General features: G+C 39.6%; 21 protein-coding genes. 8 read left to right on the top strand and 13 right to left on the bottom strand.

What is annotated here, in order from left to right:
- Positions 1 to 5: 5 nt before the first annotated feature.
- Positions 6 to 440 carry a YqaA family protein gene (locus GQR47_RS10795; protein WP_024595772.1) on the top strand — a complete coding sequence of 145 codons (435 nt, stop codon included), beginning with the start codon at positions 6 to 8 and terminating at the stop codon, positions 438 to 440.
- 16 nt (positions 441 to 456) lie between these two features.
- On the opposite strand, the gene folX is transcribed toward GQR47_RS10795, so the two are convergent.
- The 7 genes from folX to ycaO form a co-directional block, all read right to left on the bottom strand.
- Complete coding sequence (gene folX, locus GQR47_RS10790; protein WP_002962340.1) at positions 457 to 813, bottom strand: dihydroneopterin triphosphate 2'-epimerase; 357 nt, start codon at positions 811 to 813, stop codon at positions 457 to 459.
- Between the two features lie 4 nt (positions 814 to 817).
- Positions 818 to 1,372, bottom strand: coding sequence for a GTP cyclohydrolase I FolE (gene folE / locus GQR47_RS10785; RefSeq protein ID WP_002962341.1), 555 nt, complete (start codon positions 1,370 to 1,372; stop codon positions 818 to 820).
- A 22-nt stretch (positions 1,373 to 1,394) separates the two neighbouring features.
- Positions 1,395 to 2,114 carry a dihydromonapterin reductase gene (gene folM, locus GQR47_RS10780; protein WP_024595773.1) on the bottom strand — a complete coding sequence of 240 codons (720 nt, stop codon included), beginning with the start codon at positions 2,112 to 2,114 and terminating at the stop codon, positions 1,395 to 1,397.
- 223 nt (positions 2,115 to 2,337) lie between these two features.
- Positions 2,338 to 3,168, bottom strand: coding sequence for an ammonia-dependent NAD(+) synthetase (gene nadE, locus GQR47_RS10775; protein ID WP_024603619.1), 831 nt, complete (start codon positions 3,166 to 3,168; stop codon positions 2,338 to 2,340).
- A 68-nt stretch (positions 3,169 to 3,236) separates the two neighbouring features.
- Positions 3,237 to 3,866 carry a YceH family protein gene (locus tag GQR47_RS10770; RefSeq protein ID WP_002962344.1) on the bottom strand — a complete coding sequence of 210 codons (630 nt, stop codon included), beginning with the start codon at positions 3,864 to 3,866 and terminating at the stop codon, positions 3,237 to 3,239.
- A 43-nt stretch (positions 3,867 to 3,909) separates the two neighbouring features.
- On the bottom strand, positions 3,910 to 7,272 hold the full coding sequence (locus tag GQR47_RS10765; RefSeq protein WP_024595462.1) for an ATP-binding protein: 3,363 nt from the start codon (positions 7,270 to 7,272) through the stop codon (positions 3,910 to 3,912).
- 115 nt (positions 7,273 to 7,387) lie between these two features.
- Positions 7,388 to 9,148 carry a 30S ribosomal protein S12 methylthiotransferase accessory factor YcaO gene (ycaO, locus tag GQR47_RS10760; protein ID WP_024595461.1) on the bottom strand — a complete coding sequence of 587 codons (1,761 nt, stop codon included), beginning with the start codon at positions 9,146 to 9,148 and terminating at the stop codon, positions 7,388 to 7,390.
- A gap of 156 nt (positions 9,149 to 9,304) precedes the next feature.
- Here ycaO and GQR47_RS10755 point away from each other — a divergent pair, with 156 nt between their 5' ends.
- From GQR47_RS10755 to GQR47_RS10740, 4 genes are all read left to right on the top strand, one after another.
- Entirely contained in the window at positions 9,305 to 11,590 is a 2,286-nt protein-coding gene (locus GQR47_RS10755; protein ID WP_024595460.1) for a penicillin acylase family protein, read from the top strand.
- 58 nt (positions 11,591 to 11,648) lie between these two features.
- Positions 11,649 to 12,497: an MBL fold metallo-hydrolase gene (locus tag GQR47_RS10750; protein ID WP_024595459.1), complete on the top strand. Its 849-nt coding sequence runs from the start codon at positions 11,649 to 11,651 to the stop codon at positions 12,495 to 12,497.
- A gap of 88 nt (positions 12,498 to 12,585) precedes the next feature.
- Positions 12,586 to 14,118, top strand: a complete 1,533-nt coding sequence (locus tag GQR47_RS10745; RefSeq protein WP_024595458.1) for a bifunctional GNAT family N-acetyltransferase/carbon-nitrogen hydrolase family protein — start codon at positions 12,586 to 12,588, stop codon at positions 14,116 to 14,118.
- The gene (locus GQR47_RS10740) at positions 14,118 to 14,435 is read left to right on the top strand and encodes a multidrug efflux SMR transporter (protein ID WP_002962354.1); all 318 of its coding nucleotides are present in this window, start codon (positions 14,118 to 14,120) and stop codon (positions 14,433 to 14,435) included. Before GQR47_RS10745 ends, GQR47_RS10740 begins: the two co-directional genes overlap by 1 nt.
- A 66-nt stretch (positions 14,436 to 14,501) precedes the next feature.
- Here GQR47_RS10740 and GQR47_RS10735 read toward each other — a convergent pair whose 3' ends face one another.
- Positions 14,502 to 15,380, bottom strand: coding sequence for a DMT family transporter (locus GQR47_RS10735; protein ID WP_173400220.1), 879 nt, complete (start codon positions 15,378 to 15,380; stop codon positions 14,502 to 14,504).
- Between the two features lie 238 nt (positions 15,381 to 15,618).
- Between GQR47_RS10735 and GQR47_RS10730 the strand changes: the two genes are divergently transcribed.
- On the top strand, positions 15,619 to 16,002 hold the full coding sequence (locus GQR47_RS10730; protein ID WP_024594607.1) for an MAPEG family protein: 384 nt from the start codon (positions 15,619 to 15,621) through the stop codon (positions 16,000 to 16,002).
- 73 nt (positions 16,003 to 16,075) lie between these two features.
- On the opposite strand, the gene GQR47_RS10725 is transcribed toward GQR47_RS10730, so the two are convergent.
- The 3 genes from GQR47_RS10725 to GQR47_RS10715 all read right to left on the bottom strand — a co-directional run bounded on the left by GQR47_RS10725 (position 16,076) and on the right by GQR47_RS10715 (position 18,465).
- Positions 16,076 to 17,287: a M56 family metallopeptidase gene (locus GQR47_RS10725; protein ID WP_024594608.1), complete on the bottom strand. Its 1,212-nt coding sequence runs from the start codon at positions 17,285 to 17,287 to the stop codon at positions 16,076 to 16,078.
- A gap of 9 nt (positions 17,288 to 17,296) precedes the next feature.
- Positions 17,297 to 17,671, bottom strand: a complete 375-nt coding sequence (locus GQR47_RS10720; RefSeq protein ID WP_007377323.1) for a BlaI/MecI/CopY family transcriptional regulator — start codon at positions 17,669 to 17,671, stop codon at positions 17,297 to 17,299.
- A gap of 101 nt (positions 17,672 to 17,772) precedes the next feature.
- Positions 17,773 to 18,465, bottom strand: coding sequence for a pseudouridine synthase (locus GQR47_RS10715; protein ID WP_024594609.1), 693 nt, complete (start codon positions 18,463 to 18,465; stop codon positions 17,773 to 17,775).
- 109 nt (positions 18,466 to 18,574) lie between these two features.
- Here GQR47_RS10715 and GQR47_RS10710 point away from each other — a divergent pair, with 109 nt between their 5' ends.
- Positions 18,575 to 18,880 carry a DUF6482 family protein gene (locus tag GQR47_RS10710; RefSeq protein WP_002961002.1) on the top strand — a complete coding sequence of 102 codons (306 nt, stop codon included), beginning with the start codon at positions 18,575 to 18,577 and terminating at the stop codon, positions 18,878 to 18,880.
- Positions 18,881 to 18,921: 41 nt separating this feature from the next.
- Positions 18,922 to 19,329, top strand: coding sequence for a GNAT family N-acetyltransferase (locus GQR47_RS10705; protein WP_024594610.1), 408 nt, complete (start codon positions 18,922 to 18,924; stop codon positions 19,327 to 19,329).
- Between the two features lie 10 nt (positions 19,330 to 19,339).
- Here the strand turns inward: GQR47_RS10705 and GQR47_RS10700 are convergent, their stop codons facing one another.
- Both GQR47_RS10700 and GQR47_RS10695 read right to left on the bottom strand, forming a co-directional pair.
- Positions 19,340 to 19,696 (bottom strand): HopJ type III effector protein, encoded by a 357-nt coding sequence (locus GQR47_RS10700; protein ID WP_002960998.1) that lies wholly within the window; start codon positions 19,694 to 19,696, stop codon positions 19,340 to 19,342.
- A 21-nt stretch (positions 19,697 to 19,717) separates the two neighbouring features.
- Positions 19,718 to 20,821 (bottom strand): retroviral-like aspartic protease family protein, encoded by a 1,104-nt coding sequence (locus GQR47_RS10695; RefSeq protein WP_024594611.1) that lies wholly within the window; start codon positions 20,819 to 20,821, stop codon positions 19,718 to 19,720.
- Positions 20,822 to 20,840 lie beyond the last annotated feature (19 nt).

Here is a 20,840-nt window from a genome sequence, read left to right as displayed (position 1 = left end):
GCATTATGCTTTATCTCACGTTATTTATTAGCGCATTTATATCTGCGACATTACTGCCTAGCTCTTCTGAGGTGATAATGGTGGGAATGATTACTCAAGATAAAGTTAATTTATGGCTTATGTGGTGCGTAGCAACACTTGGAAATGTGTTAGGGAGCTGTGTTAATTACTGGTTAGGCACGCAGGTACTGCGTTTTAAAGATAAAAAATGGTTTCCTGTATCGCAAAAAGGGCTTGATAGCGCACAAAAGCAATTTAATAAATATGGAGTGTATAGTTTGTTATTTGCTTGGTTACCGGTTGTGGGGGACCCATTAACGGTGATTGGAGGCATATTTAAAGTACGACTTAGTACCTTTTTATTGTTAGTAACACTAGGCAAAGGCGCTCGCTATTTAGCGGTTATCGCCCTTGCCGTAGGATTCGAAAAGCTTTTTTAAATAAGTTTTTAAGTGCTTATTTAGCCCAATCAAGCGTTAACGACACTGAGTCGGCAAAACGCAGTGCATGTGGTTTATCAACACGTGCTTTAGCGTAATGAACGCTTGGGTGTGCGTGACAAACGGCAAGAATTTCAGCAACTAATTTTTCTAGCAGTAAAAAGTGCCCTTGCTCTACTAAGCTAATAACTTCTTTGGTGATCACTTTATAATTAAGTGCTTGGTCAACTTCATCCGTTTTACACGCATCATCAGCAGGGTAGTGAATCTCTAGATTGATCACTACATCTTGCTTTTTTTCACGCTCATCGGGGTTAAAGCCAATAAACGTACGCAGGCGTAAATTAGTAACGTTAATAATTGCATTAGCCATAGGGTTAACCTTTTATAAGCTGCAAAAATTCGTTACGTGTTTTAGGATCGCTTCTAAAGTTACCTAACATTACTGATGTACGCATGCTTGAATTTTGCTTTTCTACACCACGCATCATCATACACATGTGTTTTGCCTCAACAATAACGCCTACGCCCTTAGCGCCAGTAACTTCTTCAACTGCTTTAGCGATTTGATGCGTTAACTGTTCTTGAATTTGAAAACGGCGTGAAAACATATCAACAATACGTGCAAATTTAGATAAGCCTAATACTTTACCGTTTGGTATATAAGCAATATGGCAACGGCCAATAAAAGGCAGTAAATGATGCTCACACATAGAGTAGAGCTCTATGTCTTGTACTAACACCATGTCGTCAGCGTCAGATGTAAATACTGCTTTATTAGTTATTTCATCAAGCGTTTGACGATACCCTTGCGTTAAATATTCCATTGCTTTTGCAGCACGTTTTGGCGTATCAAGTAAGCCTTCGCGGTTAGCATCTTCGCCTACAGCGGTGATGATTTTTTCATAACTTTCTTTTAATTCATTGTGCATAAATATCTCAGTTTATTTATATTTACTTTAAATGACGACCGCCATCAATAGGCAAAGAGCGCCCTGTGATGTAGTGGCTTTGTAATAGTAAATCAATGCTATTGATAATTTCTTGGCATCCGGGTTCAATGCCCATTAATGATTTTTTAAGGGTCTTAGCTCGATATTGTTCATCGTCATGTTCATTAAAAATAATGAGCGATGGAGCAACCGAGTTCACTTTTATATTTGGCGCATATTTAGCGCTAAACGATTTGGTTAGGTTGTCGAGTGCTGCTTTACTTGCTGCATAAGCTAAGTGTTTAGGGCTGCCTGTTTCAACTACATAATCAGTAAGATGTATTATATCGGCAGGTACTTTTTCATTTTGCTGATAGTTTAAAAGCAGCTCTGCGCACATTAAATTAATTAAATACGGTGTTTTGGCATGTACTCGCATCATATTATCAAACAGTGCTGCAAAGTCAGGGTTGTTAGCTTCGCAGTCCCAGCTTGATGCGTTATGAACAATAGCGCGCAGCGATGTTGTATGCTCTTTAAGCGTATTTATAAATGTACTAATACCTTCATCGGTACTAAAATCGGCATAAATACATACAGCGCCTTGTTGCTCTAATTTATCAACAGCGGCGTGACGAGTACGATACGTGATAATAATACTCTGCCCTTGGGCTATATAATGCTGAGCGAGTGCTAAACCAATACGTTGGCCTGCGCCGGTAATTAAAATGGGCGATGTCATATAAGGCAGTGTTCTCTTTGGCGGGTAGTTATACCAATATAATTAAAAATATCATCGTTCTATCGCTATTTCATAGGGCTATAATAGCTCACTAATTTAATGCAATTGGTATTATAAAATTCAAAGCGTTAATTTATTAAAATATACGCAGCTTCTTAATCTGTCGATCAAAAAAGCAATTAATCCTCAAAGGCATTAATTGCTTTATTTTAGCTACTAAACCTTAATCGTAAATTGTCGGAATTGGTTGACGCTTATGTTGTGTACGCGTGTAAATGCTTACAAGCTTTTGTTCAACATCATTAGACACAGGTTTACCTTCTAAAAAGTCATCAATTTGCTCATAGCTCAAACCAAGTGCTTCTTCGTCTGTTAAACCTGGGCGGTCACTTTCTAAATCAGCTGTAGGTGCTTTATCTACCAATAAAGCTGGCGCACCTAGTGCAGTAGCAAGTGCACGAACTTGGCGTTTTGATAAACCAAACAGAGGGGCTAAATCGCACGCGCCGTCACCAAATTTAGTATAAAAGCCAGTAATGTTTTCAGCACTATGATCGGTACCCACTACTAAGCCTTGGCAAAAACCTGCAATTTCGTACTGAGCAACCATACGTTGACGCGCTTTGACATTACCTTTAATAAAATCTATTTGAGCTTGCTCAGGCAGTGCTTCACCACAGCCAACTACGGCAGCTAGCGCTTGCTCATGCAATGCATCAGCCGCAGGTTGTACGTTTACGGTCATACGTTTACTTGGTTGAATAAAATCAACCGCCATTTGTGCTTCATCTTCGTCAGCTTGTACACCATAAGGTAGACGTACAGCAATAAACTGATACTTGTTAGTATCGTGTTCTTTATTTAGCTCGTTTACAGCAAGTTGACATAAGCGGCCGCAGGTTGATGAGTCAACACCACCGCTAATACCCAGTACTAATGAGCGGGAGTGAGCTGCTACCAAACGTGTTTTAATAAAATTAACTCGGCGAGTTATCTCAGCATTTACATCAATCGTTGGCTGAACCTTCATTTCAGCCATAATTTCGGCGCGCATTGCCAGCTCCTTATAAAATTTAATATGTGATACGCAATAAACTTATTATGTGATTTAGTTTTAGTTAATTAAAGTTTTAAATGAGCTTTTATTTGGCGAAGCTCTGCTTTTAATTTTTCTACTTCTTCAAGTAAATCGCTTAATTCTTTGTCTTTAATTACTTCGCTTGGTAGCGCAACAAAGGCATCGGCGGGATTATTTTGTTGTTCGCCAAATAAATGAATATATCGACTGTCACGTTTACCAGCTTCACGCTCTAGCTTTGTGACGTACTCGCTTTCAATCAGTTTATTGAGCGCTGCCTCTACTTCATTTACGTTATTAAAATCAGCAAGCCTAGCACTGCGGGTTCTTAATTCACCAGGAGTCTGAGCACCACGCAAAAGTAATAAACAAACAATGGCACGCTGCTGAGCAGAAAATTGCAGATTACTAAATTCAGTGTTGCAAAAGCGGTGATCGTATTTATTTACGCGACCCGAAAGACCTTCATCTATTGTAACCAAACGCATTTCTATTAGTTCATCAAGTGCGTTTTGAACGTCTTCATCTGTAAGACTTAACACAGGATCGCGATTAGATTTTTGGTTACATGCGTTCACTAGCGCGTTTAACGATAGCGGATAATGCTCTGGCGTCGTGCTTTGTTTTTCTAATAGGCAACCAAGAATACGTTGTTGATTTGTTGATAACTGCATAAATAATCTCAAATTAGTAAGCGTATTTTATTAGCTTACACCTTTATTGAATGCCAAGCCATTGTTGAAGCTTTGGTTGTAATGCAGCTAAATCGAGAGGCTTACTTAAATAGTCGTTCATGCCTGCGGCTAGGCATTTTTCTTTATCGCCCTGCATGGCATTGGCTGTTAGCGCAATAATAGTAATATTTTCATTATCTTTACCAGCATCACCTTCTCTAATGGCTTTAGTGGCCTGGTAGCCATCCATTTCGGGCATTTGGCAATCCATTAAAACTAGCTTATATGGTTTCCCTTGTTTTGCATTAAGCTTTACAATTGCCTCAAGGCCATTTTCGGCAATATCAAAAGTAACACCCGCCTGCTTTAATAGCGCAGAGGCAACCACTTGGTTTATTTTATTGTCTTCAACAAGCAATAGTTGTGGTTCTGATGAATCCAGTACTGGCGCTTTAGTTAGCTTGTTTTGAAGCTGTGCTTGTTGCTGCTGTTGTTCAATGTATTTATCGTTTGTGAGTGAGTCAAACAAATCAGACGGTGTGAGAGGTTTGAAAATCATACAGTCGACTTCCATACCTACTTTAGACTCCTCAGACGAATAACTCATTGGCGCCATAATAACTAACTTGCAACTATGCATATTTATAAAGTTTTTGAGCGCGGTGATATGCGTTTGTGGGGCTTTTTCAAAAAAGTAGTAATCAACTAAAATAGCACCAGGGTGGGTGGTTACATTACTTAAGTAATCATCAACCTCAAGATAGTTATGTATACAATTAACTTTTGCACCCCAAACAGTGAGCTGCTTATTAGCGGTGTTAGCATTTAACGAGCACTCATCAATAATTAAAATATGTTTGTTTTTAATTAAATGACTCGGTAAATCTTGTTCTTTACTTAAGCGCGGTTGTATTTGTACTGTGAAAGAAAATGTACTTCCTTCACCTTGCATACTGTTTACACTCACTTCACCGTTCATCAGTTCGCACAATTGTTTTACTATGGCAAGACCAAGCCCTGTGCCCCCAAATTGGCGTGTTGTTGATGCATCGGCTTGTGTGAATGAGTCAAATAACGACGCTTGTTTTTTAGGGTCAATACCAATACCAGTATCAATAATCGAACATTGAAGGAACGAGCCATCCGTTGTTTCATCTATTCTGGCGGTAATGACTACTTCGCCATCAATAGTAAATTTAACCGCGTTGCCAATTAAGTTATTTAAAATTTGGCGCAAGCGGTTAGGGTCACTAATTATCTCGCTAACAGTTATTTGAGTAGCATCTAGAATAAGTTTTGTATTGTTTTGTTCTACCTTTAAAGCAAAGGATTCCACCACTTCTCCTAATAACCGAGGTAAATTAAATTGCACGTTTTCAATATCGAGCTTACCGGCTTCAATTTTAGAAAAGTCTAATATGTCATTAATTATATTAAGCAAAGATTGAGCTGATGATTGAGCAAGTTCAATATGATGTTTTTGCTGTAGGTCCAATTGAGTTTGCTTAATTATGTTAAGCATACCTAAAACACCGTTCATTGGGGTGCGAATTTCGTGGCTCATACTCGCTAAAAATTCACTTTTAGCTTTAACAGCTTGTTCGGCGGTTTCTTTGGCAGAAACTAGTTTTTGTTCGGTTTCAATTCGCTGTTGGCTTGAGTGCAAGCTGCCTATTAACGCTGCAACGGCAATTAAAAAGCTTTCTTCGTTTTTAGACCAGTGGCGTTTTGATTGACATTGCTCTGCGCAGACGACTCCTATAGCGCCACTTCCCGCAGGAATTATTACGCACAGCATTGATTTAATCTCGAGAGTCATTAAATACTGTTCTTTAATTGGCTCGAGTATTGGGTGTTCTTGGGCGTCAGGCACATTAAATACAGGCTGGTGATCTATTGCATTAAAAAAGCCGGGAAGATTTTTTCTTAGCCAAATAGAGTCAATTTTATCACTAGACGAATGTTTACTATGTATGGCAAAAGGGCTTAGTTGGGATTTGTCTTCATTAAAAAACCAAATACTGGCACGTTTAATATCAAATGCTTGGCAGATTGCTTTAGTAATAATGTCTTTTGATTGGCTAAGTTGCCCATTTAATATTAATTTATTAACGGTCAGGGAGGCTAAAATTTCGTTGTGTAATGCGGTTTTATTATTTTCTAATTCAATTTTTTTACGGGTATCAATATTCTGTAATGAGCCAAAGATACGTGTGCATCGTCCATTTTTTCGTTCTGCTTCACCATGTACAAGTACCCAAACAGATTCACCTTCTTCATCCATTACTTCTAATTCAACTTCGTAGCTTTCACCATATTTTATGGCTCGTTCAATTAAAGGTTTAATTGTTTCTCTGCTAGTGCCTTGTTTAAAGTAATTTAAATCTGTAGGCCATTCTGGTTGGTTATTTAATGGGTATTTAAATAGTTTTTTGGTCATATCAGACCAATATACTTGTTTCGTTTCTAAGTTAAATGACCATGCGCCTATTTGGGCTAGATCACTCATTGCTTCAAGCATTTTTTCGTTTTGTTGCTGACGATTAAGCATTTTCAAAAAGAATAAAAAGGCCCAAATTAATAATCCGCAAATAATAATAATTGATAGCCTAAGTGGCCATACAGCTGAATTTGGTGGGCTCCAACCTATTTTAGGTGCTACGTAAAGTTGCCAATTGCCACCTTGAAAGCTTAACGTAAACTCAAGGGGGTCTTGCTCTATTATGTTTTGATTACCGTAAAAAAACTCCCCTTTGCTGCCAAGTCCATGCCTGCCTTGTAAAGCGACGTTGTATTCTTTTTCTAGCTCATAAATACCTGAATTTTCATAGACTTTGTCAATGTTGAGAACAACTGAAAGTAATCCCCAAAAGCGATTTTCTGGCGGTATGTAAACAGGAACGCGGGCTATAAGTGCTATGTCACCTTGGATTAATTTTAATGGGCCTGCCATTACAATGGTATTTGTATCACGAGCTCTAATAGCATCAGCGCGTTGGTTTTTTTCTTCTAAAAAGTTTAAACCGAGTGCTTTTTCATTACCTTTTAAGGGGTAAGTCATACGAATTACCATATCGGGTGCGCCACCAATATTGCGAAGCTCATTTGAGGTTTTAAATAGTGGTTGGGCAATTTGTTCAAACTGTGTTTGCTGTAAATCAGGCTGTGCTGCGACGGCAACACCTAAGCCTCGAACTAGTTGGATATTAGAAACTAAAATAGATTCTAATTGAGCTCGATATGTACTTACTTCAGAAAGAATTTGTAGGCGATGAGCATCTTTAACACGATTGTAGTTAATACGATCAAGTACGATACCAACTAGTACAGTTAGCGTAAGCGATAACCAAAAGGTCAACTTAAAGTTATGAACGTTCGTTTTTTTATTGTTAGTAGATGGTGGCATTTGCTACATCGTGGCGTTAATTTAGGCAAATTAACTATAGCTAATTTATTACACAAATGAAAACGGCGCATTAACAAATGCGCCGTTTATTTTTTATAATTAGTAGTTTAGCGAGTTACGAGTCGCTAACTTCACGCGCCCAGTGATTTTGCTTTGCTACATGTAGCTTGCGGTAACCATCAAGTAGCGCCGCATGCTTTTTAAAGCCTTCAAGCGATAAACCAGGGAAAGTTAAACCGTTAAACTGCTTTTTACCTTCGGCAATTTCTATAGCCAGCGCTACATTATTAGCACCAAACATTAAGCCTAGTGCATCTTGGTAATCTGCGTATTCGCGCTCGTCATCGTATTTAATTTCAAGAACTGCTTTTAAACAGCGGAAGTGGCGCATTGCCTCTTCGTTTACTTGGCCTGTATGAAGTATCCAGTCAACCCAATCAATGGCTTCTTCGCTGCCTGCAGCTAAACATAGGTGTGCTTTAAGCTCACCTATACGCAGTGTGTGCCATGGTGTGTCGGCATCGGTTGCAAGGCCAATAAATTCTGCGGCGCGGATAATATCGCTGTGGCCTGCTTCTTCTAGGCTGTCGTAAATTTCCATCCATTGCTCTGCATCGTACTGATCAAGCGATAGGAATGTTTCGCGAAATTTTGCGCCTTCGTTGTTGTTACGCCAAATAAGCTCATCAACAGGGTAAATGTCAGACATGCCAGGTACTAAAATACGACACGCGTATACGTTTAGGTGCGTGTAATCCATGATGTAGATATCATGATCCATGCTATGAATTAGATCAGTACAGAAGTTATATTCTTCTTCAGTTGTTCCGCTAAAGTCCCAGTGTACAAATTCAAAATCAGGTTTTGCACGGAAAAAATCATGCGAAATCAAACCGCTTGAATCAATAAAGTGCAGTTCAATGTTCTCTGGTGTTGCTACTTCGTCGTTATCAAAGGTAGCAGGTTGGAATACATCTAGCTGATCAAGACGACGACCTTGTAGTAACTCAGTCACGGTACGTTCAAGCGCAACTTCAAATGATGGGTGAGCACCAAAAGAAGCAAATACAGAACCATCTGTTGGGTTAATAAGCGTTACGCTCATTACAGGGTATTTACCCCCAAGTGATGCATCGGCAATACGTAAATGAAAGCCATGGCTGCGAAGCTCTTCACACGCTTCGTGAATTTTAGGGTATTGCTTAACAACGTCTTCAGGCACGATTGGTAAACAAATACCTTCGGCGATGATACGGTTTTTAATAGCACGTTCAAATACTTCTGATAAACCTTGTACGCGAGCTTCAAACTTGGTGTTACCTGCGCTCATACCGTTAGATACAAAAATATTACCGATAACGTTTACCGGAATGTATACGTCTTGGTTATCGCGTTGGCGTGTGTATGGCAGGGTACAAATACCACGATCGATATTGCCTGAGTTAAAATCAAAAAGGTGTGATGCGTTTAGTTCGCGCTCTGGGTCAAAGTAATCCCATAAGCTTTCATCCATAATGCCCTCTGGCACTTCATCGCCTTCAACTTTAAACCATTTTTCGCTTGGGTAATGAGTAAACTCGCCATTAGCAAATTCTTCACCTAGATAAAAGTCTGCAAAAAAGTAGTTACAGCTTAAACGTTCAAAGTATTCACCGAGTGCTGAAGCAATAGATGCTTTGTCGGTTGCGCCTTTACCATTGGTAAACATAACACCGCAGTCGCTGTCTTTTATATGAACCGAATAACAGTTAGCTACAGGGTTAAGCCAAAGCGCTTCTTCAACATTAATGTTTAGGGCTTTAAGCTTGTTTTGCATGGTAGAGATTGACGATTCTAGGTCGCGGTCTTTACCTTTGATAAATGTTTTTTCAGTCATATTGATCTCAACTAGTTCTGCACGATGTGTGGAGCTGACATTATCGTGGATTTTGATGTTTATTTCACCCTTTGCGAGCAAGAACATTATTATTTAATAAAACTGTGGTTATTATATGTGCTTAACGCTTGGTCAAAACGTGCAAAGGAAACGGTGATGTTTAAAGTAATCAAACGCTTGTTGTTATTAATTGTAATATTAGGGCTGGCAAGTACCGCTGTTGTTTATGGGGTACTTAGTTTAAGTTTACCCGCCCTTGATGGAAACGGACGCAGTAACGCGGTAGTAGAGCCTGTAAAAATTTCGCGCGATGCACTAGGGCAAGTAGTAATAAACGCCAATAGCCGAAACGACGCTGCCTATGGTTTAGGTTATGCGCATGGGCAAGACCGATTTTTTCAAATGGATTTACTCAGGCGTAATGCCGCAGGTGAGTTAAGTGAATTATTTGGCCAAGCAGCGTTGGGGCTCGATAAAAAAATGCGTTTTCATCAATTACGTAAACGCAGCCAAATTATTTTACAAACCCTGCCAGAGACCGATAAGCAATTACTTAAAAGTTACGCTCAAGGTGTAAACGAAGGCTTAGCGCAAGTAGGGTATTCAAGCTTTGAATATTTACTAACCGGTGCAGCACAAAAGCCATGGCTAAGTGAAGACAGCCTACTTGTGATATTTAGCATGTACCTTGATTTACAAAGCGCCACATTTGAGCGCGACCAAGCACTTATTCAAATTGAGCAAGCGTACACAAAGCAAATGGTTGATTTTTTAACGCAACCGAGTAATTACCAAGCGGCGCTTGATGGCAGCAAATTAGCGTCTTATAGCGACGGCATACCTACCTTTCCAACTCAAACAAAGCATATAGTTAAAAGTATTGAATCAAACCAAGAGCGCGGCAGTAATAACTGGGCTGTTACAGGAGCGCTTACTAAAACAGGGGCTGGAATGGTGTCGGATGATATGCATTTATCGATTGCAGTACCTGTAATTTGGTACAGGGCACAATTAAATTACATGCACAGTGGTGAGCAGACTCAGGTGACCGGTGTATCGCTGCCCGGCGCACCTGCCATTGTTGTTGGCACTAACAACAATGTTGCATGGGGATTTACTAACGGTTATTTAGATACAGCCGATTGGATTGCATTAAACGATGATAGTAAAACATGGCAAGTTGATGAACCTATTGCATTACCCGATGGGGAGGTTGAAAACTATTCATTAATACTCAGTGAATACGGACCTGTAAAATACATTAACGAAAAACCTTATGCGTTGAGCTGGGCTGCCCATCAGCCTTATGCCGTTAATATGCAGTTATTAAAATTAGAGCAAGCCAAAACAGTAGATGATGCACTTACTGTAGCAAGCGATGTGGGCATTCCGGTACAAAACCTTATGGTGGTAGACAGCCTTGGTAGCGCAGCGTGGAAAAACATGGGCGGTATACCGGCTCGTAAAACGCCAAGTGAGCTTGGCGTAAATGCCGATGACTACTCAGCGCTTTGGCAGCAAAATGAATTACAACGCCCTTTTATTAAAAACCCGCAAAGCGGTCGATTATGGACTGGTAATTCTCGCGTGGTATCGGCTGAGGATGACGCGCGTTTTGGTAATGGTGGTTATGCACTCGGCGCACGTTCGAGTCAAATTCGCGATAGATTATTTGAAAAACAAACATTTGCTGAGAGCGACTTTTACGCATTACAACTTGATAATCAAGCTCGCTTTTTAATGCCTTGGCATGCTCTGCTATTAAAGCAATTAAAAGCCGATCAAACTAAAAATCAGCAATATATAACAGCGCTTGAAAACTGGCAGCAATGTGCGTGTTCAACCTCCACAGGGTATACCTTAGTTAAGCGCTACCGCGATGAAGTGATTAATATTTTATTTAGCAATATGGAAGATGAATTAAATAAACAACAAGGCACACTTAAATACGTAAAACGAGATTTAGAGCCCGCTGTTTGGCAGCTTATAAACAACAGGCCCGACACATGGATAAACCCACAATTTAAAAGCTGGGATGAGCAGTTACAAGGAGCATTTAGCCAAACTATTACTAAGCTTACAGAACAATTTGGTAATAACGTACAAAACTGGCAGTGGGGCAAGGTAAATGAGTTAGTGATAGAGCATCCGTTTGCAAAGCAAATGCCGTTACTTGCTAAGTTATTAAATATGCCCACAGCAGCGGGTTTTGGTGATAGTTATATGCCCGCCGTACAAGGGCGTAGTTTTGGCGCATCGCAGCGTTTTATTGCTCAACCTGGGCATTTAGAACATGCAATTATGGCTATTCCCGGTGGGCAATCGGGGCACCCTCTTTCTGAATTTTACAGAGCGGGGTTTAGTGATTACGTAGAAGGTAAGCATACACCTTTGTTGCCTCAAGAATTAATACATCAAATAGTAATAAAGCCGACACGATGAACTAAAGTATAGCTAAACACGTTCTATATAATTACCAATAAAACAACAGAGAACTAAAATGAAAAAAATACTACCCGCATTAATAACAGGTTTATTACTAAGCACTACAGCGCAAGCAGATGATGGCCCAGTAACAGCACAAAAGCTAAGTGAGCATGTATACGTACTATTTGGGCAAGGCGGTAATATTGCAGCAAGTGTAGGTGATGATGGCATTTATATTATTGATGATCAGTTTGCCAAACTCTCAGATGATATTAAAAAAACCATTAGCGATTTAAAACCAGGCAGTGCAGAGTTTGTTATTAATACTCACCATCATGGCGATCATACCGGTGGCAACGAGAACTTTGCTAAAGCGGGTGCGCACGTTATAGCCCACGACAATGTACACAAACGTTTAGAAGAGCAGCACGGGGAAGGGTCAGACTTTTTACCGCGCATTAGTTTTGGTCGCGACTTAAAACTACATTTTAATAACGAACACGCCCATGTAGTGCATTACGAACATGCACACACCGATGGCGATTCGGTTATCTTTTTTAGTAACGACAACATAGTGCACATGGGCGACATTTACTTTAATTTTGGCAGCTTACCGTTTGTTGATGTAGATAGCGGCGGCAGCGTTGATGGTATTTTAGCGGCAGTAAACGATGTAATTAATCAAATTGACGACAACACTAAAGTAATACCAGGACACGGCAAGGTAAGTGACCGTTCAGGACTGATAGCGTATGGTAAGCTAGTTCAAAACGCGAAAGACGTAATGCTAAAAGCAATGCAAAATAATGCAAGCTTAGAGCAAGTACTTAAAGCCGATCCATTGGCTGAGCTGAATCTTGAATACGCAGGCTGGTTACCAAAAGAGAAAGTAACCACACTTTTTTATCGTAGCTTAAATTAGTACGCGTAACGTAAAAAACATGATACAAAGCTGAGTGTACTTTAACGTACATTCGGCTTTTATTTTCTTATGCCCAAAGGAGTTGTGTATGTCGGCAGAAAAAACCCATCTTGAAATTTGTAACTTAACCAGAGAGCAATATCCGCAAATTAAAACCTTGATGGATCAAGCGTATCCCGACTTAGGCGGTGCGTGGCCAAGTCATACCATTTTTAGATTAATAGACCAATTTCCTGAAGGGCAAATAGGTATTGTAGATGACGGCGTGCTGGTGGGCTTAGCATTAAGCGTGCAGGTTGATTACACGCGTTTTTCAAACCCGCATACATACGAAGATATTGCAGACGGTCACGACCGTGTATTTAGCGATACCGACGGCGATGCGCTATACGGCTTAGATGTTGCTATTAGCGAAAGTCACAGAGGCATGCGTTTAGGTCGTCGCCTTTATGATGCCCGTAAAGAATTGTGCCGCCAATATAACTTACGCGCTATTTTAGCTGGTGGGCGTATTCCGCGTTATTACAATCACAGCAGTGAAATGACGCCAATGGAATACATTGCAAAAGTAGATCAAAAAGAATTATACGATCCTATTTTAAGTTTTCAGTTATCTAACGATTTTCAGGTAAAACGATTACTTAAAAAGTATTTACCGGAGGATCAAGAGTCTGTTGGTTACGCCACTCTACTTGAGTGGAATAACATTATGTATGAGCCAACCGACACGGTACTTGAGTCAACTAAATCAATCGTGCGAGTAGGTGCTGTGCAATGGCAAATGCGTTGTGTTGAATCGGTTGAAGAAATGCTAAAGCAGGTTGAATACTTTGTAGATACCGTATCTGACTACAAAAGTGACTTTATACTATTCCCTGAGTTTTTTAATGCGCCACTAATGGGGCTAGGAAATCAAAGTAATCAAACAGAAGCGATTCGCTATTTAGCGGAATACACCGAGACATTTAAAAACGCCATGTCGCGTATGGCAATAGAATACAACGCCAATATTATTACCGGCTCTATGCCACTTGCCGAAGATGATAAAATTTATAACGTAAGTTACCTGTGCCATCGTAGCGGTAAAATAGACGAGCAACGTAAAATACACATAACCCCGCATGAGCAAAACGATTGGGTTATTCAAGGCGGCGATAAAATTGCCGTGTTTGATACCGATGCCGGTCGTGTAGGTATTCAAATTTGTTACGATGTAGAGTTTCCAGAGCTTTCACGCATATTGGCCAAACAAGGGTTAGATATTCTGTTTGTGCCATTTTGGACTGATACTAAAAACAGTTATTTACGTGTGCGCCACTGTGCACAAGCGCGTGCAATAGAAAACGAATGTTATGTGGTAATTGCAGGTTCGGTGGGTAATTTACCAGAGGTAGAAAGTCTTGATGTGCAGTACTCACAATCGGCGGTATTAACGCCATCGGACTTTTCGTTCCCGCACGATGCAACACTTAACGAAGCCACACCAAACACCGAAATGCTGCTATTTAGTGACCTTGATATGGATAAGCTTAAAATACTTCACAGCGAAGGCACAGTGCGTAATTTAAAAGATCGCCGCGAAGATTTATACGAAGTGATTGTTAAAAAGAGAGACGTTTAATGGCGTGGGTGTACTTAATTATTGCTGGGTTACTTGAAATTGGCTGGCCGATTGGCTTAAAAATTTCGCAAAACGCTGATACACGCTGGCAAGGCATAGCAATAGCGGTGGTATTTTTAGTCGCTAGTGGTTTTATGTTGTGGCTTGCACAAAGGCAAATATCAATGGGTACCTCATACGCCGTATGGACAGGTATTGGGGCCGCCGGTACGTTTTTAGTGGGAATATTGTTTTATAACGATGCAGCTACATTTGGTCGTATTGCGGGAGTATTAATGATTATTAGTGGTGTGATAACACTTAAAATAAGCTCTTAGAACCAGTTCTTAAAGCTATAAAAATTATAACAGCGCAGGTATAAAAGCCTGCGCTTTTTTATGCCCTTAATTCGGCAACATAACCAAAACAGCGGCAATGGCTATGAGTATTAAGCCAGCAGTATCTTGTTTCTTAAGTGGCTGCTTTAACCAAAGAACGGCAATTAGCATGGTAAAAAACACTTCAACCTGTCCAAGTGTTTTAACGTAAGCAACGTGCTGTAAGCTCATTGCACTAAACCAGCCAATAGAACCGACACAACTAAAAACACTAATTGCGGCTGTAGTACCTTTGTATTGCCACAGTTTACTAAGTGTTTGCGGCTCTTTTAATAATAAATAGCCCAGTAGTATTAGTGTTTGTAAGCTAATTACAAACAGCAAAACCCAAGCTGCTGAGTGAGGAAATAATAATCCTGAATTTAAGCTCGCTTCTCGTACCCACAGCGATGTAAGTGCAAAGCAAGTACCACAAGCCAGTCCTAGTAATGCTGTTTTAGCATTAAAGTGTTTAACGCTTGTTATGCCACTGAGTAGCAATACGGCAATAGCGCCAAAAAACACACCAAGCCAACCGAGCAAAGAAAGTGCCGAGCCAAAAAATAATACACCTAAAATGGCTGCTACTAACGCCTCGCTTTTGGCAAGACCAGCACCTACGGCGTAATTATTCATTTTAAATAACTTAACCATTAAACCAGTGGCAAGTATTTGCATCACACTTGCGCCTACAATAAATCCCCAAAAGGCATTATTAAACGTAGGCATGGCTGTATCTTGATATTGATACAAACCATATAAATACACCGCAGCAATAGGGCCTGCGATAATAAAGCGAGAGAGTGTTACGCCAGCCACACTCACATCGTTACTTAATTTACTTTGCAGGGCATTACGCCATGCTTGCATGAAAGCGGCTAAAAAAGTGAAAAATATCCAGGTCATGGTCGTCGTCGTTAAAATGTAAGGCAGTAAAGTTAACAAGCTTTGTGAAGTAAAGCGATGTATTAACCATGATGTTGAATATTCATCATCTGCGACATTATGTCGCACGGGTTTAAGGATAAATTTAGCTATAGTAGGTCTGATGTTATTGTTAGCCGCCAGAGTTTGTCATAAACGTATCTGGCGGCTTTTTTATTGCGCTTATGCTAAATTATCCGAAACATTAAAAGGATAAATTATGACAACATTAGTTGTATGTGCATTACTTGCGGTATTAATGCCTTACTTTGCAAAAGTGCCGGTTGCTATAGCAATGGCAAAATTAGGTCGATACGACAATAAACACCCAAGGGCGCAACAAATAAAATTAACCGGCTTTGGTGCACGGGCGCTCGCTGCTCATCAAAATTGTTTTGAATCGCTTGCTGTTTTTGCTGTCGCTATTGCAGTTGTACTCGGCACTAACTCTGTAGGTGCAGTGACCGAAATGTTAGCGGTTACGCATATTGTGTCGCGTATTTTGTATTGCGTATTTTACTATATGAACCTAGATATAATTCGCTCATTAGTGTGGTTTATTGGTTTGGGTACGGCCATTGCCATGATTGTGGTGAGTTTGTAGGTTTATATTTTAAAACCACAAAGCAAGCAGCCTAAAAGGGCGCTTGCTTTGTAGTCTTGAACAACTCGTGGCGTTAATGCGATACTTTAATTCGCTCAATTAAATCGGTAGGCGCCACTTCACTATTAATCGCAAAATCTAGTTGCACAAGTACATCTTCAAAACCTGAATCTGATGCTTTATATTTCCATTTTGCTAGCGCCTCTTTCGCTGATTTATCAAAAACATCTTTAGGTTTAGATTGAATAACACTAATATTTTTTGTTTTACCGTTAGCTGCAATATCGTATTTTAATACAACAGAGCCGCTGATCCCTTGTTGAGCTGCTTGTATTGGGTAAGCAGGTTCAATGCGTATTGTTGGTGAAATATGTTCCTCTTGCGTTTTATTTACTTCTGGTTGCTTTGCAATTGCTAAGCCGCTTAGCATGCTTGCGGCTACAAGTAATAAGCCACCTTTAGCAAGCTTTGAACGCTCCCCGCTGTGTTTTATATTAGTTAGTCGTTGTAACATGGTTTTTTTATCTCCGTAGTGTGAATAAGCCATAAGCCCTGTGGGCGCATTTGCCGCACAGCTTATTAAGGCTTTGCTATATAAAATATGTTGTTGTGTGGTTTTATTGCTAAGTACGCGTTCATCACAAGTCAGCTCTTGTAGTCGGCGCATGCTTGCGTAGCAAAACCAAGCTAGTGGGTTAAACCAAAGTAAAATAGTAGGTAGTAATATAAGTGCGTTTGTTAGGTTGTCTTTGCGTTTTATGTGTACGTTTTCGTGCTCTAAAATAAGCGCTAATGTGGCTTTATCAAACTGGGTATTGTAGTTACTCGGTAACACCAGCTTGCTGTTTAAAATACCGACCACCATTGGCGTGGCTACATGTTGGCTGGTATAAGTTTTAACATCAGCGGTAAGAGTGCCTTCAAATTGTGTTAACTCAGTTAACTGCAGGCTTTTAACAAAGCGGGTATGCGTAATAAAGCTAGCTATTAATAACCCAGCGGTAATAAGTACATACATGAGCGCCCAGCTAATACCCATTTCGTGTGTAAAAGGCTGGTTAGGGGTGATTAAGTAATGGCTAATATTGCTATTTTGCAGTGGTTTAATCGCATTTGGTAAATTAGCAATCACCAATGCCGCAGGTAATAGCCATGCTAATTTATATACAAACCGCGAGCCAAGGGCTTTTAAAGTAAATCGCTCAAGTAAAATAAATCCACAAAACAAAATACTTAATAGTAGTTGCTGCTCAATTAACCAATTGAAACCAGTTTGAATAACCATGTTAATCCCTTACTTTTGGTTTTTTTCCCAGTCATCTATAACTTTTTTAAGCTCGTTTATATCTTGCTGAGAAAGCTGCTCCGATTTAGCAAAACCACTTACAAGTGGCGCAATACGTCCACTAAAAAATCGCTCAATAAAGTTTTGGCTTTCTTTTAAGGTGTAGTCGGCGCGCTCCATACAGGGAGTATAAATATATTGGCGACCTTCTTTTTCAAATGTAAGTGCGCCTTTTTTTACTAGTCGACCTAGCAGGGTTTTAATGGTTTTTTCGTGCCATTGCTTATCGTCGCTTAAGCGCTCAATTATTTGGCTCGCGGTGGCGGGGTAGTTAATCCAAAGTGCGTCGAGCACGTCAAACTCTGCTTTTGATAATTCAATCATTTTATTGCCTACAAGTGTAATCTTTAATTTAAGACTACACCTGTAATCTATTTTTGCAAGTTTATTTTTAACTTTTTGAGATGTAGTTAAGTGACTTGGTATTAGATTTTTGAAATATCGGTTTTATTAATTTGTATATATTGGTTTTCAGGTAGGTTTAGCTTTGAAAGGGTGAGGTCACTAAATTGCACTCTAAATAAGTCAATTACTTTGTATCCGCAGTAATGCGCCATTTTACGTATTTGTCTGTTTAGCCCTTGTTTTAAAACAATACTAAACTGATTGCTGGCTATTTTATTTACCTCACAAGGCAGGGTTATGTGTTTATCAACGGGTACGCCTGCTGCCATTTTTTTACAAAAACCATCGTCTAAAGGCTTATTTACGGTGACTAAATAATGTTTAGGCTGGTGGAAGTCAGGATGTATTAGTTGATTACAAAAATCCCCATCGTTGGTCAAAATAAGCAAACCGCGAGAGTCTTTATCTAATCGACCAATAGGGTAAACGCGGGTGAGTGTGGGCAAATGGTGAATAAGGCTGGCAGGGTCATCAATATTTAATTTGCAGTCAATACCTACTGGTTTGTGGTACGCAAAATAAACTAAATCGGCAGCACCTTTAATTTCTTTTTCGTTCACTATTATTGTGTCTTGCTCATCAACGTGATCTATATGATTCGCTGGGCGATTATTTACAGTCACTACACCTTCATCAATTAAACGCGATGCCTGTTTACGAGAACAAATACCTGCATGGGCAATATATTTAGCGAGTCGGATTTTTGTGCTCATAACGTGTGACGCCAGCGGCTAATAAAAATTTGATCGTGATTATAGCAAAGCTGCGTATCGATAATGTTAAATAACCAGAACTCAGGTTAAATATAAAAAGGTAGCCAAGATGGGTATTAAATTTTCACAGTTAAAAAAGCACGAACCGCTACAAAAAGTTATTGTTCACTCGTTAGATATGGCGCTTTATCAAGTATCAGTGATGATTAATAACGTTGAATATTATGTAACAGAAGACAGCGGTGAGTTTTTAAGAGCACTCAGCCCACTGCATGTACAAAAACGTTTTGAAAAAATAGCGTACGCACAGATGATGTTAAGGCAAACAAGCGCTTACGACGAAATGTGCGGCCAGCCGGATAAAACCAGCAGCAATATGCTTGAAGTACCTTATGGTAAAAATAATCTGTATTGATGGTATGAGTTTGCTAATATTCGCTTTTTAAGAAGCGCAATATGTACCAATTACAAGCAGATCACTCCGACGCATTAAGCTCTATACTACGTAGTAAAATAGTTGAATTTAACGCCGAGCATTTTGATGCGCAAAGGCTGCCATTAGGCTATAAATTTACTGATGAGCAGGGCGAGCTTGTTGCCGGTACTAGTGGGTGTGTGTTTGGAAACTGGCTGATGATTAGTTGGCTTTGGTGTAGCGATAGTGCGCGAGGTAAAGGGCTTGCAGATAAACTGCTAACGGCACTTGAACAAGCAGCTATTGAGCTAGGTGCTACAACTGCTCAGCTTGATACACTTGATTTTCAAGCAAAACCCTTTTATGAAAAGCGCGGTTATAGTGTTAAGTATCAACTTAATAATTACCCACGCTCAGGTACGCGTTACTTTATGGAAAAACCACTTTAATTTTTGCTGGCTATTTTGCTTTTAGTGGCTCGCCTTCAAAGGTAATACCTAAAAAAGGTGTTGCCTCTGGTGCTAACATAAACGTGCGAATGTTCATATGATCATCCCCTTTAGGGTTTTGCAGCACGTCTTCTCGGTAAAACTTACCAAAACAATCCAACGTATTTTGTTTACTTAAATCGTTTAATTTAGCAAATGCAAAAATTTTACACGAGCCGTTGTTCTCACTCGCAGCGCTAAGTAATCCATGGTTATTAAAGCCACATGCAGTAAAGTCGTAATTTGCTTCTATCACGGCCATTGTATCGGTAAATTGAATGCTTTTTGGGTTTTCAGCAAGTGCTTTTAAATAGTTATTTAGTGTCATGTGTTACCTTTGGGTTTTTAATTATTTAGCGCTCAACTCTAGCTCATCTGTTTGCTGATTTATATTGAATTTAAATCGCGATAAAAAGTTCATTCCTAGCAAACCTTGCCCACGGGTGTTTTCAATGCTTAGCACTTCAAAACCATAAATAATTTGCGAGCCCACTTTAAACGATTCAATTTGATAACGCTTTACAACAATTTGACCATTCGCTGTATTTACCGTTACATCGCCTAAATACAAAGGTCTTGGCGAAATTTGCTTAATAATATTTGTAGGTAGCGAGGTTACGCTTGCGCCTGTATCAATCATTAGTTCGGTCGATAGATTGTTATTTATTTCGGTGTTTATTAAGTAATGCGCGCCGTAAGGCGTTAAAGCAACAAAGTCGTCTTGCGATTGTGCTTTATTGATCATCGCTTGCAGTGTTTGCACTTGGCTTTTTAGATTGTGCTGGTTTGGCATTCGATCAAGGGTTGCTTGTGCGCTAATTAAATCGCCTTGCTGAAAGTAGGCATACGCAAGCGGATATAAAAACTGCGCGTTATCGCTTTTATAATCAAGCCAAATTTGTGTTTGCTCAATAATAGCTTGCCAATTTTGTTGCTCAGTTAATGTGTGTAATTCGTTTTGAGTGAGCGTATTTAAACGTGTATTTACATTACTTTGCTGATCAGCAGGCAGTAATGAATTAAGCTCAAATAAAGCAATAATGGCATTTTGTGTTTGCTCGCTATTTATTAAATACTCAACCTGTAAATTAAGTAACTCTACGTTATAAGGGCTGTTATTTAATAGCGCATTGAGAAATGACTCGCTGAGTAATAAATTGCTATTTAGCCATGTTTTAAGCTGCACTAGCCACGATGAATAAAGGTTTTTTGCGATTTCTGGATTGCTGTTTTTGAGTTGTTGATAGCTACTAAGTGCGGCTTCAAATTGGTGTTTTTTAAACTGCTGCTTTGCCGTATTTAATAGCGTATTTTGTTGTTTAGGCGATATGCTTTTTTCAGCACCTTGCGTTTTTTGTACTTTGGTTGGCGCGGGCTGCGGCCACAATAAATAAGCGTTAAGGCTAAGTGAGCCAATTAATAGCAAGGTAATTAGCTTGGTATAGTGGCTCATTGTGACCTCTTATTTAATG

Origin of the sequence: Pseudoalteromonas sp. Z1A2 (assembly GCF_011378755.1) — a bacterium.
GTDB lineage: Bacteria > Pseudomonadota > Gammaproteobacteria > Enterobacterales > Alteromonadaceae > Pseudoalteromonas > Pseudoalteromonas distincta.
This window is presented reverse-complemented; position numbering and strand designations above follow the sequence as displayed.